Raw genomic sequence first — 13,274 nt, 5'->3', positions numbered from 1 at the left:
GCCCACGTCACCCGCCTGGTACCGTCCCGGCCAACGGCCGACGAGGAGTACCCGCCCGTACCCCCAGGTACCCGCGCGGTCCGCCGATCCCATCCCGCCGCTGAGAGGTTGGAGCATGCCGGACGACGCCGCAGCAGCCCGCGCCGCCGCCGAGGAGGAGTCGGCCTTCTCGCACCCCGAGGTCGACCCCGACGTGACCGCCGCCTACGGCGACCACCCCGACCAGGTGATCGACTTCTACGCCCCGCGGACCGGCGCCCCCGGCGCCCCCCTGGTCGTCGTCCTGCACGGCGGAGCCTGGCGCGCCCGCTACGACCGCCGCCACGTCACCCCGTTCGCGGACCATCTGGCCCGCGCCGGCTTCGCCGTGGCCAACGTCGAGTACCGGCGCGGCGGCGAGCCCCTGATCCCGGCGCAGAGCCAGGGCGCCGGGCCCGGGCCCGAGGCCGCGACCCCGCCGGCCGGCCGCTGGCCCGACACCTTCGACGACGTGGCCGCCGCCCTGGACGCCCTGCCCGGGCTGGTCCGCGAGGCGCTCCCGCAGGCCGACCCGCGCCGAATCGTCCTCACCGGGCACTCGGCGGGCGGCCACCTCGCCCTGTGGGCGGCGGCCCGGCACGTCCTGCCCGCCGACGCCCCCTGGCGCACCGACGGGCCCGCCCCGCTGCGCGGCGTGGTGGCCCTCGCCCCGATCGCCGACTTCGACGTGGCGGAGAAGCTGGACGTCTGCGGCAACGCATCCCTGCAACTCCTGGGCGGACACGACCACTTCGCCGAGCGCCGGCCGTACGCCGACCCCGTGCTGCTCCTTCCGAACGGCATCGCCACGACGCTGGTCCAGGGCCGCGCCGACCTGGTGGTGCCGCAGCCGGTTGCCGAGTCGTACGCGGACGCGGCCGAGAAGGCGGGGGAGATGGTGGGTCTGACCCTGCTGGCGGACGTCGGGCACTTCCCGCTCATCGACCCGGCGACGGACGCCTGCGCGGTGGTGGCCGAGGAGATCGCCCAACTCGCCTGGTGAGCCGCCCCGGTCATACCCGTAGTACCTGAGAGCTACCCCGCGGGACAGCTCCCTGGCGGGACGCCGGCGACGCCTCCCGGCTCATAACTTCCCTTCTGGACAAGCCCGATGGCCGGGCTCTGCGAAGGGAAGCCACCATGGGGCAAGCGTCGCCACCCGCCACCGGTCCGCATCCGCCGCCCCGCCGGGACCGGCGGCCGCCGGGACGGTCCCGGTTCCGCCAGGCGCTGCTCACCGCCGCCACCGTCGTCGCCCTGACCGCCGCCGCGCACTCCACGGTCCCCGCCCCGCCCCCGGCCGGTCACGCCCCGCCCACCGCCGCCACCCTGCGGTCGGTCTACGCGGCGAACCGCGCCAACGCCGCCGAGGCCGCCGCCATGGCCGCGGCCCACGGCGACGTGCGCCGGGCCGCCGCGGACCGGGCCCTCGCCGGCCGCGACCTCCTCGCCTTCGACGGCCGGGGTCCCGGCCGGGCCACCGAGGTCCTCGGCGAGCTGCGCCGGGCCGACCGCATCGCCGTCCTGGTGCCCGGCTCCGACACCTCGATCGACACCTACGCCCGCTTCCACCGGGCGGCGGCCGCCCTGTACGACGACCTCACGCGCCGCGCCCCCGCCGGAACCCGCGTCGCGGTGGTCGCCTGGCTCGGCTACCGGACCCCCGCCACGGTCAGCACCACGGTCACCACCACGGCCAGGGCGGACGAGGCGGCGCCCCGGCTCCGGGCCCTCACGGGCCGGCTGCGCGCCCTCGCCCCCGCCCGCGCCCGGGTCTCGCTGCTCTGCCACTCCTACGGCTCCGTCGTCTGCGGCCGGGCCGCGCACGGTCTGGACGCCGGCGACATCGTCCTCGTCGGCAGCCCCGGCACGGGCGCCGGCACCGTCGCCGGCCTGCGCACCCACGCGCGGGTGTGGGCGGCGCGCGGCGGCGGCGACTGGGTGGCCCACGTGCCGCACGTCCGGGCCGGCCTGCTTCTCGCCACCGTCGGCTTCGGCACCGACCCGGTCTCCCCGGCCTTCGGCGCCCGGGTCTTCGACGCCGCCGGCGCCGGCCACAGCGGCTACTTCGCCCCGGGCTCGGCCGCCCTCGCCAACCTGGCCCGGATCACCCTCGGCGAGACCTCGGAGGTGACCCGTGCCTGAGCCCGCTGCCGGCCCCTCTCGCCGGCCTCCCGGCCGCCCCGCGGCGCCGCGGCCCCGCCGCGCGCCGCGCCTGCCGTACGCGATACGCCGGGGTGCCCGTCACGTGGACGCCGCCACCCCCGCCTCCCGGGACCGCGCGGTGGACGCGCTGCGCGCCCTCGCGATCCTCGGTGTCGTCCTCGGCCACTGGCTGGTCACCGCCCTGGTCCCGCAGGACGGCGCGCTGCGCACCGCGAGCCCGTTGCGGCAGCTGCCGTGGCTGGCCCCGGTCTCCTGGGTCTTCCAGACCCTCGCGGTGTTCTTCCTGGTCGGCGGCCATGTGGCGACGCGCTCACTCGCCTCGGCGCGGGGCCGGGGACTGTCCTACCCGGCGTGGCTGCGCTCCCGGCTGACCCGCCTGCTCCGGCCGGTGCTCGCGCTCCTCACCCTGTGGACGGTGGCGGCCGCCGCCCTGCTGCTGTCCGGCACCCCCTTCGGAACCCTGCACACGCTCCTGAAACTGGCCCTGTCCCCGCTGTGGTTCCTGCTGGTCTTCGCCGCCCTCACGGCGGCCACCCCGCTGCTCACGCGGCTCAGCCCGCTCTGGCCGCTGGCCGTCGTCCTGCACGTGGACGTCCTCCGCTTCGGCCTGCACACCGGGCCGTCCTGGCTGGGCTGGGTGAACGTGGCGGCCGGCTGGCTGGTCCCGTACACCCTGGGCGCCGCCTGGACCCGTGGTGAACTGGAGACGCGCCGGGCGGCCGGGGTGCTGCTCCTCGGCGGTGCGGCGGCCACGGTCCTGCTGGTGACCTGCGCGGGCTACCCCGCGTCCATGGTCGGGGTGCCGGGCGCCCCCGTCTCCAACCTGAACCCGCCGACGCTGGCGGCCGTGACCTTCGGCCTGGCCCAGTGCGGACTCGCCCTCCTGCTGCGCGACCGGCTGCGCCGGGCGATGAGCCGCCCGCTCGCCTGGGCGGCCGTGGCCCTGGTCAACCTGTCCGCGATGACCGTCTTCCTGTGGCACCAGACGGCCCTGATGACCATCACGGCCGCCACCCTCCCGGCCGGCCCCCTCCCCGGCCTCCACACCCGTCCGGACGGCCTCGGCTGGGTGGCGGCCCGGCTCCTCTGGCTGCCGGTGCTCACCGTCGTACTCGCCCTGTACTGGGCGGTGTTCCGCTCCTGCGAGCAGGGCACCCGCCAGCGCCGTCCCGCCGGCGCGGGCACCTCCGGCCGGTCCCGGGTGGTCCATGTGCACCGGGCCGCGGACCGCGGCACGACGACCGCGGACCACCGCGTCCGGCGCTCCCCGGACAGGCCCTAGGGTGGAGCGCGTGACGGAGACGGGGGGTCGCCGGGCACCGGCGCCGCTCGCGGGCCGGTGGCGCCGGCGGATGATGCGGGTGCTGCACGACGACCTGTGGAACTTCCGGCCGGATCCGCTGCCCGCCTCCGTGTGGCTGCGCTGGCTGCCGCACGGCCTGCTGTGCCTGGCCGCGTTCGGGGTCACCCTCGGCGGGACCGCGCAGCTCGGCGACAACGGGCACCTGCAGCCCGGAGCCGCCTTCGTGGTCGCGCTCGCGCAGGGCGGTGCGATCGTGCTCGCGCTGTGGCGGCCCGTCGCGGGCTGGTGGCTGTCGACGGCCGGGACCGTGGTGGGCGCCGCCGCGGTGCACGACAGGCTGGCGATGGTCGCCGACACGTCGTTCACCTGGCCCTGGACCGCGGCCGGGATCATCGCGCACCTGCTCGTCCTGCTGCTGCTCGCGCTGCGCGTGCGCACCCGGGTCTCGGCCGAGGCCCTGGCCCTGACCGCGCTGGTCACCTGGCTCCTGCAGGGCGTGTGGGGCGGCTCGCACTACCAGCCCACCGGGGTCCTCGCCGTCGTCCTGTCCACGGTCGTCGTGGTGCTCGGCGCCGCCCTGCGCGGCCGCCGGGTGGCCCGCGCCGAACTCGTCGAGCAGACCACCCTCACCGCCGAGGAGCGGGCCCGCCGCACCCTGCTGGAGGAGCGCAGCCGCATCGCGCGGGAGCTGCACGACGTGGTCGCGCACCACATGTCGGTCATCTCCATCCAGGCACAGGTGGCCCCGCATCTCGTCGAGCGGCCGTCGCCGGAGCTGGTCGAGAACCTGGCGGGCATCCGGCAGAACGCGCTGGAGGCGCTCAACGAACTGCGCCGGGTGCTCGGGGTGCTGCGTTCGGAGAACCCCGAGGACCCCTACGGCCTGGGCGACCCCGGCACCGGAACGGCACCGGACGCCCCCCAGCCCACGCTGGACCGGCTCGGCGCGCTGATCGAGAACACCCGGGCGGCCGGACTGGACGTGACCGCCGAGGTCGGTGGTGCGGTGCGGCCCTGCGCCCCGGGGGTGGAGCTGTCGGCGTACCGGATCGTGCAGGAGGCGCTGAGCAACGCCCTGCGGCACGCGCCGGGTTCGACGGTGCGGGTCGAGGTCGCGCACGGCCGGGAGGGGCTGCGGCTGGCGGTGACCAACTCTCGCCCGCGGCGCCCCGTACCGCCCTCCCCGGGCGCCGGGCACGGGCTGCTCGGCATGCGGGAGCGCGCGGCGATGCTCGGCGGCCACGTCACCGCCGCCGGAACCCCGGACGGCGGCTTCGCGGTCGCGGCCTTCCTCCCCCGGGACGGCGGCGACCCGCCCTTGTCCCCGCCCGACGCGCCCGATCCGCCCCACCCGTCCACGACAGGAGACCAGACGCCATGACGAGCGGCGCCGACGCCATCCGCGTACTCATAGCCGACGACCAGCAGATGGTCCGGCAGGGCTTCACCGTGCTGCTCGACACCAAGCCCGGCATCCAGGTGGTCGGCCAGGCGGTGCACGGCCTGGACGCGATCGCCAAGGTCCGCGAACTCGCCCCCGACGTGGTGCTGATGGACATCCGGATGCCCGAGCTGGGCGGCATCGAGGCGACCCGCCGCATCACCACCGACCACCCGGACATCAGGGTCCTGGTGCTGACCACCTTCGACCTGGACGAGTACGTGTACCAGGCGCTGCGCGCGGGGGCCTCCGGGTTCCTGCTCAAGGACGCCTCGGCCGACCAGCTCGCCGAGGCGGTCCGGGTGGTGGCCGCCGGGGACGCGCTGCTCGCCCCGGGCATCACCCGGCGGCTGATCGCCGAGTTCTCCCGGCTGGACGGCACGCCCCGGCCGCCGCTCATGCGACGGGTCGGCGACCTCACCGAACGGGAGACGGAGGTGCTGACGCTGATCGCGCAGGGCCTGTCGAACGCGGAGATCGCCGGGCGGCTGGTGGTGGCCGAGCAGACGGTGAAGACGCACGTGGGCCGGATCCTGGTGAAGCTGGGGCTGCGCGACCGCACCCAGGCGGCCGTCTTCGCCTACGAGTCGGGCCTGGTACGGCCGTCCGGATACGGACGACCGGCGGGGCCGTAGTACTTCAGGGGGAGGGCCGAGGACCCGTCTCCGAGGGGACGACCGCGGCCCCGGGTCGGCCTACCGTTGCCCACGTGACCGAGACGACGCACACGCAGACGACCCCGGCGGGCGGAGCCGGGCGGCCGCGCAGCCCCGAGTGGCGGCTCGCCGCGGACGCCCTGCGGGGCCTGCGGCAGGACCTCTTCGACGACGCCTTCGCCTACCGCCCGCTGCCCCGCACCCGGGCCGTCGGCCGCTCCGGCCGCGCGACCAGGTACACGGGCTGGACACCGCACGCCGTCGTCGTCGGGCTCGGCGCGCTGGCGGCGCTGGTCGCGCTGGCGAGCACGAGCGGCTCCGGCCTGCCGTCGCTGCTGTGCGCGCTGCTGGCGCTCGGACCGGTGCTGCTGACCCTGGCGCGGCCGGTGGGCGCGTTCTGGTTCTCGCTCGCCGCGACCACGGTCGCCTCCGTCGTCGGCGGGGCCACCGGCATGGACTGGCCGTGGGGGCCGGGCAGCTTCGTCGCGCACCTGGTGGTGCTCACGGTGGTGGCGATACGCACCCGTCCGCGCACGGCCGCCTGGATGTGGGTGCTCACCGCGGTCTACGGCTTCGTGACCGACACCCTCCTCGGCTGGGACCGCTACGACACGGACGTGGCCCCGATGCTGCTGCTGTCGGCGCCGGCCCTGCTGGCCGTCACCGTCCGGCACATCCGTCGGCAGGCCCAGCAGGAGGTGACCGCGCAGCAGACGGTGACCGCGGCGGAGCGCTCCCGGCGCACCCTGCTGGAGGAGCGCACCACCATCGCCCGCGAACTGCACGACGTGGTCGCGCACCACATGTCGGTGGTCGCCATCCAGGCCGAGGCCGCGCCGTACCGGGTGGAGAACCCGCCGGAGGAGCTGGAGAAGGCGTTCGCCACCATCCGGGAGAACGCGGTGGCGGCGCTCACCGAGCTGCGCCGGGTCCTCGGGGTGGTCCGGGCGGAGGACTACGAGGCGCCGGACGCCCCGCAGCCCACCCTCGCGGACCTGGACCGGCTGCTGGCCAATGTCCGGGAGACCGGTCTCGACGTGGAGAAGGCGGTGACCGGTGCGGTGCGCGAACTGCCCCAGGGCGTCGAGCTGTCGGCGTACCGGATCGTGCAGGAGGCGCTGAGCAACACCCTGCGGCACGCGCCCGGCGCGAGCGCCCGGGTGGAGATCGGGTACGTGCTCGGCGGCCTGGGCCTGCGCGTGGTCAACGGCCCGCCGCCCGCTCCCGGCCTGGTGAAGTCCGCCCGCCCGCACCCCTCGATGGGGGCCGGGCACGGCGTCACCGGTATGCGGGAGCGAGTCACCATGCTGGGCGGCGAGATGACGGCGGGCCCGGCGGCCGACGGGGGGTACGAGGTGACGGTGTTCCTGCCGGTGCCGGCGGACATCGCGATCGAGGGTGAGGCATGACGATCCGCGTACTGATCGCGGACGACCAGATGATGGTGCGCGAGGGCTTCTCGGTCCTGCTCAACGCGATGCCGGACATCGAGGTCGTCGGCGAGGCCGTCAACGGCCGGGAGGCGGTCGAGCGGGTGCGTGAACTCGTCCCGGACGTGGTGCTGATGGACATCCGCATGCCCGAGCTGAACGGCATCGAGGCCACCCGGGAGATCGTCGCCGCCGACGAGGCGGCGAAGGTGCTGGTGCTCACCACCTTCGACCTGGACGAGTACGTGTACCAGGCGCTGCGCGCGGGGGCCTCCGGCTTCCTGCTGAAGGACGCCTCCGCCCGCCAACTGGCGGACGGCGTACGGGTGGTGGCCTCCGGCGAGGCCCTGCTTGCCCCCTCGGTGACCAGGCGGCTGATCACCGAGTTCTCCCGGCTCGCGGACTCCCCGCGCCTCATGCCGTCGGCGCAGGCCGCGTACGGGGAGCTGACGGAGCGGGAGACGGAGGTGCTGGTCCTGATCGCGCAGGGCCTGTCGAACGCGGAGATCGCCGGGCGGCTGGTGGTGGCCGAGTCGACGATCAAGACCCACGTGAGCCGGATCCTGGTGAAGCTGGGCCTGCGGGACCGCACCCAGGCGGCGGTGTTCGCGTACGAGGCCAGGCTGGTCACACCGGGCTGAGCCCGGCTAGCGTCCCTCCATGGCCACCGCCGCGGACCTCGCCTTCGACCCCTGGGACCCCGCCTTCGTCGCCGACCCGTACCCGGCCTACGCCGAGCTGCGGGCGCGCGGCCGGGTGATCCGGTACGAGCCGACCGACCAGTGGCTCGTCCCGCACCACGCGGACGTCTCGGCGCTGCTGCGCGACCGCCGCCTGGGCCGCACCTACCGGCACCGCTTCACCCACGAGGAGTTCGGCCGGACCGCGCCCCCGGCGGAGCACGAGCCGTTCCACGTCCTCAACGACCACGGCATGCTCGACCTGGAGCCGCCGGACCACACCCGGATCCGGCGCCTGGTGTCGAAGGCGTTCACCCCGCGCACGGTGGAGCGGCTTCGGCCGTATGTGCACCGCCTGGCGGACGACCTGGTGGCGGGGCTGGTCGAGGCGGGCGGCGGCGACCTGCTGGCGGACGTGGCGGAACCGCTGCCGGTGGCGGTGATCGCCGAGATGCTGGGTGTCCCGGAGGCCGACCGGGCGTACTTGCGTCCCTGGTCGGCGGCGATCTGCGGGATGTACGAGCTGAACCCGTCCGAGGAGACGGCGGCGAGCGCGGTCCGGGCCTCGCGGGAGTTCTCCGCGTATCTCTCGGAGCTGATCGCGGTCCGCCGCGAGCGGCCCGGCGACGACCTGATCTCGGGCCTGATCGCGGCGCACGACGAGGGCGACCGGCTGACCGAGCAGGAGATGGTCTCCACGGCCGTCCTGCTGCTCAACGCCGGCCACGAGGCCACGGTCAACGCCACGGTGAACGGCTGGTGGGCCCTGTTCCGCAACCCCGGCCAGCTTGCGGCCCTGCGCGCCGACCACTCCCTGATCCCGTCCGCGATCGAGGAGCTGATGCGCTACGACACCCCGCTCCAGCTCTTCGAGCGCTGGGTGCTGGACGACGTCGAGATCGCCGGGACGACGATCCCCAGGGGCTCGGAGATCGCCATGCTCTTCGGCTCCGCCAACCACGACCCGGCCGTCTTCGCCGACCCCGCCCGCCTCGACCTCACCCGCCGGGACAACCCGCACATCTCCTTCAGCGCCGGCATCCACTACTGCATCGGCGCCCCGCTGGCCCGCATCGAGCTGGCCGCCTCGATGACGGCGCTGCTGGAGCGGGCACCCGCCCTCACCCTGGCGCAGGAGCCGCGACGCAAGCCGAACTTCGTGATCCGGGGGCTGGAGGGGCTGATCGTAACGACGGGGTGATCAGCCGGCCGGACGGGCACCGCGCTCAGCCCGCCAGGTCCCGCCGCCGCAGGGCCGCCAGTCCGGTCGCGACCAGGGCCGCCGCCAGGCCGGTGAGACCGAGGACCGGGGTCCACCGCATCGCCTCGCCCGGCAGCTTCGGCAGGTGGCCGAAGGGGGAGAGGTCCAGGACGATGCGCGGCGCGTCCAGGGCGGGGCCGACCCAGCCGATCAGCAGGACCGCCACCGCGACCCCCCAGGCGGCCGGCGCGAGCCGGGGTGCCACGCCGTGCAGCAGCACCGCCACTGCGCCGATCACCCACACCGCCGGGAGCTGCACCAGGCAGGCGCCCAGGACCGGTCCGGCCTCCTTGCCGTAGCCGACGGCGAAGCCCAGGCCCGCCAGGGTCATGATCAGGGCCGAACCGCCGAAGGCGATCGCCAGATGGCCCGCCGCCCAGCGCAGCCGTCCCACCGCGCACGCCAGGACCGGTTCCACCCGGCCCGAGGTCTCCTCGCCGTGCAGGCGCAGCACCGAGGCCACCACGTACAGGGCCGCGACCAGGCCGAGCATGCCGGTCATCGACGCCAGGAACGCGTCGGTGAGACCGCTCCGGCCGCCCATCCGCTCGAAGATCCGCCGGGCGCTGTCGTTGTCGCGGACCAGATCGGCCGCGCCGTCGGTGAGACCGCCGTAGACGACCCCGGCGAGGAAGAAGCCGGCCGACCAGCCGAGCACGGCGCCCCGCTGCAGCCGCCACGCCAGCGCGCCCGCCGTGCCGAGGCGGCCGGTGGCCGGGCCCGGCCGGGTGGGCAGGAAGCTCATGCCGACGTCCCGGCGCCCGGCGAGCGCGTACGCCACTCCCGCCTGCGCGGCGACCGCCGCCGCGAACAGCGCGAGCACCCACCAGCGTTCGTCCGCGAAGGACCGCAGGTTCTCCAGCCAGCCCAGCGGCGACAGCCAGGTCAGCGGCGAGGACCCGTCGTCCGTCGCCGAGTCGCCGGCCGCGCGCAGCACGAACGCGGCCCCGAGCACGGCCGCCGTCAGGCCCCGGGCGAGGCGGGCGCTCTCGGTGAGCTGGGCGACGACCGCCGCCGCCGTGGCGAACACCATGCCGACGCCCGCGAGACCGAGACCGAAGGCCAGGGCGCCACCGGCGCCCTGTCCGGCCAGGCCCACCGTGACCAGCAGGGCCAGGGCCGCGTCGGCGACGGCCGCCGCCAGCAGCGCCGCCGTCAGCGGGGCCCGGCGGCCCACCGCCCCGGACGCCACCAGCTCCTGCCGGCCGCTCTCCTCCTCGTCCCGGGTGTGCCGTACGACGATCAGCAGGCTCATCGCGGCCCCGAGCGCGGCGGCGTACACGCCCACCCGCCAGGCGGTCAGCGCGCCGACCGAGGTGTCGAGGACCGGGCCGATCAGCGCCCGGAAGGAGGCGTTGCCCGCCACCTGGTCCACCAGGCGGGTGCGTTCGGCGGTGGTGCCGTACAGGTTCCGCAGGGTGCCCGGCATGGAGAGGACCATAAGGGCGTTCACCGCGACCCAGACCGGGGTCGTCACCCGGTCCCGGCGCAGCGCGAAGCGCAGCAGGGTGCCCGTGCCGGCCAGCTGGCGGGAGCGGCCGGAGGCCCGCACCGCGAGGGCGGTCATCGCGCCACCCCGTTCCGCACGGCGGAGTCCTCGGGCCCGGCCGGCTCGGCCTGGTAGTGCCGCAGGAAGAGCTCCTCCAGCGTGGGCGGTGTCGAGGTCAGCGACCGTACGCCCGACTCGCCGAGCTGCCGCAGCACCCCGTCCAGCCGGTCGGTGTCGACCTGGAGCCGCACCCGCCGGCCCTGGACGTCGAGGTCGTGGACGCCGGGGAGGTCCGCCAGCCCGTTCGGCGGGCCGGCGAGTTCGGCGCTGACGCTGGTGCGGGTGAGGTGGCGCAGGTCGGCCAGCGAGCCGCTCTCCACGGTGCGGCCGCCCCGGATGATGCTCACCCGGTCGCACAGCTCCTCCACCTCGCTGAGGATGTGCGAGGAGAGCAGGACGGTCCGGCCCCGGTCCCGCTCCTCGCGCACGCACCGCTGGAAGACCTCCTCCATCAGCGGGTCGAGGCCGGAGGTCGGCTCGTCCAGGATCAGCAGGTCCACGTCCGAGGCGAACGCCGCCACCAGGGCGACCTTCTGCCGGTTGCCCTTGGAGTACGTGCGGCCCTTCTTCGTCGGGTCCAGCTCGAACCGCTCGGTCAGCTCCGCGCGCCGCCGGGGGTCCAGGCCCCCGCGCAGCCGGCCGTAGAGGTCGATGACCTCGCCGCCGGACAGGTTGCGCCACAGGGTCACGTCACCGGGGACGTAGGCGATACGGCGGTGCAGCTCCACCGCGTCCGCCCAGGGGTCGCGGCCCAGCACCCGCGCCGAGCCCGCGTCGGCGCGCAGCATGCCGAGCAGGACGCGGATGGTGGTGGACTTCCCCGAGCCGTTCGGACCGAGGAAGCCGTGGACCTCGCCGGTCTCGAAGTCCAGGTCGAGGCCGTCCAGCGCGTGCGTACGGCCGAAGGACTTGTGGAGTCCGGAGACCGTGATTGCCTTCGTCATGTTTCGCAACGTACGCTTCTTTCACAAACTTGTGAAGTTAAGAAACCGTATAAACTTGCGGACGGGTGTCGTGATCGTGCGCGACGGTGGTGCCGACCAGGGAGATGATCCGGGGATGACGGAGCGGGCGGACAGGGCCCAACGGCCCGGGGCGGCGGACCGGCGGACCTCCCCGGAACGCGACCCGGAGACGGTCTCCCGGTTCGTGGAGCACTTCGCGGCCCAGCTCGTCGAGGCGGGCGTTCCCCGGATGCCGGCCCGGGTCTTCGCCGCGCTGCTCGCCTCCGACGCGGGCACCCTGACCTCGGCCGAACTGGGCGAGCGGTTGCGCATCAGCCCCGCGGCCGTCTCCGGCGCGGTGCGCTACCTGGCACAGGTGCACATGGTCTCGCGGGAGCGCGAGCCCGGCTCGCGCCGGGAGCGGTACCGGGTGCACGGAGACCAGTGGTACGAGGCCCTGACCAGCCGGGAGGCCGTTATCAAGCGCTGGGAGCACGCCCTGCGGGAGGGCGTGGAGAGCCTTGGCGCCACCACTCCGGCCGGGCGCCGGCTCGCCGAGACGCTGGCCTTCTTCGAGTTCGTCGACACCGAGATCGCCGCGATGATGGTCCGCTGGCGGGCCCGGCGCGAGGAGCTCTTCGGCTCCCCGTGAGACCCGGAGTCCCGGGCTAGGGCCTCTCGTTTGGATCAGGCCGGGCTCGCGGGCCCTGGCACCGTGCCTCGCCGCGTTGTCGTCGGTTGCCATGGCTCCGCCATGGCGCACTCCTCCGCCTTGCGATCCACGGCACCAGACCCCGCTCCCTGATCCGGCCTGATCCAAACGAAAGGCCCTAGCCCGGCACCGGCAGGGTCAGCCCCCAGGCCCCCTCCCGCACCGTCCAGGTCCGCCTGCGCACCGGACCCGACACCACCGCGTCCGCCCGGTAGCGGAAGTCCGCCCCCACGACCGTCACCGTGCGCCCCGCGGCCAGCAGCGGCGACGGCTCCGCGCCCGGACCCGGCAGCCGCCGCACCTCGACAGCGGCCGTCCCGCCCTCGCCCGCGGTCACCGACACCGCCTCCACGGGCTGGTCCAGGTCCACGACCGTCTCCCCGTCGACCTCCACCCGCAGCCGGGCCGGACCCGGCGCCGGCACCGCGTCGAGCCGGGTGGGACGCGGGTCCAGCGTGCGGACCAGCGAGCGGTACCTCGTACGCAGCCAGGGATGCCCCTCGGGGACGGCCGCCGGCCTCGCGGCGGCCGCCGCCCGCACCGGCGGGATGCCCAGCGTGCCGAGCACCACCCCGTCGCTGTCGTCGACCAGCAGGTCCAGCCGCCGCTCGGCGCCCTCCAGCACGGCCCGCGCCGCCGCCACCGGACCGGCCGGCACGCCCAGGGACTCCGCCAGCGCCGCCTCCCCGACCGGCACCACGGCCAGCGCGCAGCCGGTCAGCTCCCGGTGCCGGTGCAGCAGGGTCACCGCGCGCACCAGCGCCCGGTCGTCCCCGATGACGACGGGCCGCCGGGAACCCCGTCGGCCGAGTGCCCGGGCGAATTCCTCCGGGCCCTCCGGCAGACACAACTTGGTGGTCGCACCCGCGCTGAGCACGTCTTTCGCGATCCGTACGGACTCCCCGTCCCCCTGCCGGGCCGCCGGATCGATGATCACCAGCAGCTGATCGGACGTCGCGAAGGTCGCCACCTCGGTCCTGCCTCGCTTCCTCGGGTAGCATCTTGGTGCAAGAGCCCCTTGCGCTATTGCGCCAGGGGCTTCGTCTATTCCGGGGCATCCGGTCCGACGGTCGTGCGACCAAAGGCGGTCGCGGTGGTATGCGGCGGTGCACAT

12 protein-coding genes are annotated in these 13,274 nt (G+C 75.3%); 9 read left to right on the top strand and 3 right to left on the bottom strand.

Annotated elements, in window-relative coordinates:
- Nucleotides 1-115 precede the first annotated feature (115 nt).
- From ACWCPN_RS05085 to ACWCPN_RS05050, 8 genes are all read left to right on the top strand, one after another.
- Nucleotides 116-1,021, top strand: a complete 906-nt coding sequence (locus tag ACWCPN_RS05085; RefSeq protein WP_451202488.1) for an alpha/beta hydrolase — start codon at nt 116-118, stop codon at nt 1,019-1,021.
- 137 nt (nt 1,022-1,158) lie between these two features.
- Entirely contained in the window at nt 1,159-2,163 is a 1,005-nt protein-coding gene (locus ACWCPN_RS05080; protein WP_451202487.1) for an alpha/beta hydrolase, read from the top strand.
- An 82-nt stretch (nt 2,164-2,245) separates the two neighbouring features.
- Nucleotides 2,246-3,466: an acyltransferase family protein gene (locus ACWCPN_RS05075; protein ID WP_451203021.1), complete on the top strand. Its 1,221-nt coding sequence runs from the start codon at nt 2,246-2,248 to the stop codon at nt 3,464-3,466.
- A 70-nt stretch (nt 3,467-3,536) separates the two neighbouring features.
- On the top strand, nt 3,537-4,868 hold the full coding sequence (locus tag ACWCPN_RS05070; RefSeq protein WP_451203018.1) for a sensor histidine kinase: 1,332 nt from the start codon (nt 3,537-3,539) through the stop codon (nt 4,866-4,868).
- The gene (locus ACWCPN_RS05065) at nt 4,865-5,563 is read left to right on the top strand and encodes a response regulator (RefSeq protein WP_451202485.1); all 699 of its coding nucleotides are present in this window, start codon (nt 4,865-4,867) and stop codon (nt 5,561-5,563) included. The genes ACWCPN_RS05070 and ACWCPN_RS05065 overlap by 4 nt, the downstream gene beginning before the upstream one ends.
- Nucleotides 5,564-5,637: 74 nt before the next feature.
- Nucleotides 5,638-6,993: a sensor histidine kinase gene (locus tag ACWCPN_RS05060; RefSeq protein ID WP_451202483.1), complete on the top strand. Its 1,356-nt coding sequence runs from the start codon at nt 5,638-5,640 to the stop codon at nt 6,991-6,993.
- Nucleotides 6,990-7,655, top strand: coding sequence for a response regulator (locus ACWCPN_RS05055; protein ID WP_451202482.1), 666 nt, complete (start codon nt 6,990-6,992; stop codon nt 7,653-7,655). Before ACWCPN_RS05060 ends, ACWCPN_RS05055 begins: the two co-directional genes overlap by 4 nt.
- A 19-nt stretch (nt 7,656-7,674) precedes the next feature.
- Nucleotides 7,675-8,895, top strand: coding sequence for a cytochrome P450 (locus ACWCPN_RS05050; RefSeq protein WP_451202481.1), 1,221 nt, complete (start codon nt 7,675-7,677; stop codon nt 8,893-8,895).
- Between the two features lie 25 nt (nt 8,896-8,920).
- On the opposite strand, the gene ACWCPN_RS05045 is transcribed toward ACWCPN_RS05050, so the two are convergent.
- Nucleotides 8,921-10,522: an ABC transporter permease gene (locus ACWCPN_RS05045; RefSeq protein WP_451202480.1), complete on the bottom strand. Its 1,602-nt coding sequence runs from the start codon at nt 10,520-10,522 to the stop codon at nt 8,921-8,923.
- Nucleotides 10,519-11,448, bottom strand: coding sequence for an ABC transporter ATP-binding protein (locus ACWCPN_RS05040; protein WP_451202479.1), 930 nt, complete (start codon nt 11,446-11,448; stop codon nt 10,519-10,521). Before ACWCPN_RS05040 ends, ACWCPN_RS05045 begins: the two co-directional genes overlap by 4 nt.
- Nucleotides 11,449-11,563: 115 nt before the next feature.
- Here ACWCPN_RS05040 and ACWCPN_RS05035 point away from each other — a divergent pair, with 115 nt between their 5' ends.
- Nucleotides 11,564-12,100, top strand: a complete 537-nt coding sequence (locus ACWCPN_RS05035) for a GbsR/MarR family transcriptional regulator (protein ID WP_451202478.1) — start codon at nt 11,564-11,566, stop codon at nt 12,098-12,100.
- Between the two features lie 178 nt (nt 12,101-12,278).
- On the opposite strand, the gene ACWCPN_RS05030 is transcribed toward ACWCPN_RS05035, so the two are convergent.
- Entirely contained in the window at nt 12,279-13,130 is an 852-nt protein-coding gene (locus ACWCPN_RS05030) for a diacylglycerol kinase (RefSeq protein WP_451202476.1), read from the bottom strand.
- Nucleotides 13,131-13,274 lie beyond the last annotated feature (144 nt).

It is taken from the genome of Streptomyces sp. NPDC002386 (assembly GCF_053593175.1).
Note: the sequence above shows the minus strand (reverse complement) of the source record. Positions and strands in the feature narration are given on the sequence as shown.

Excerpts from the sequence above, each read along its gene's own strand:
- ACWCPN_RS05085 (WP_451202488.1), top strand. The coding sequence starts at position 116 with ATGCCGGACGACGCCGCAGCAGCCCGCGCCGCCGCCGAGGAGGAGTCG.
- ACWCPN_RS05080 (WP_451202487.1), top strand. The coding sequence starts at position 1,159 with ATGGGGCAAGCGTCGCCACCCGCCACCGGTCCGCATCCGCCGCCCCGC.
- ACWCPN_RS05070 (WP_451203018.1), top strand. The coding sequence starts at position 3,537 with ATGATGCGGGTGCTGCACGACGACCTGTGGAACTTCCGGCCGGATCCG.
- ACWCPN_RS05065 (WP_451202485.1), top strand. The coding sequence starts at position 4,865 with ATGACGAGCGGCGCCGACGCCATCCGCGTACTCATAGCCGACGACCAG.
- ACWCPN_RS05055 (WP_451202482.1), top strand. The coding sequence starts at position 6,990 with ATGACGATCCGCGTACTGATCGCGGACGACCAGATGATGGTGCGCGAG.
- ACWCPN_RS05050 (WP_451202481.1), top strand. The coding sequence starts at position 7,675 with ATGGCCACCGCCGCGGACCTCGCCTTCGACCCCTGGGACCCCGCCTTC.
- ACWCPN_RS05045 (WP_451202480.1), bottom strand. The coding sequence starts at position 10,522 with ATGACCGCCCTCGCGGTGCGGGCCTCCGGCCGCTCCCGCCAGCTGGCC.
- ACWCPN_RS05040 (WP_451202479.1), bottom strand. The coding sequence starts at position 11,448 with ATGACGAAGGCAATCACGGTCTCCGGACTCCACAAGTCCTTCGGCCGT.
- ACWCPN_RS05035 (WP_451202478.1), top strand. The coding sequence starts at position 11,564 with ATGACGGAGCGGGCGGACAGGGCCCAACGGCCCGGGGCGGCGGACCGG.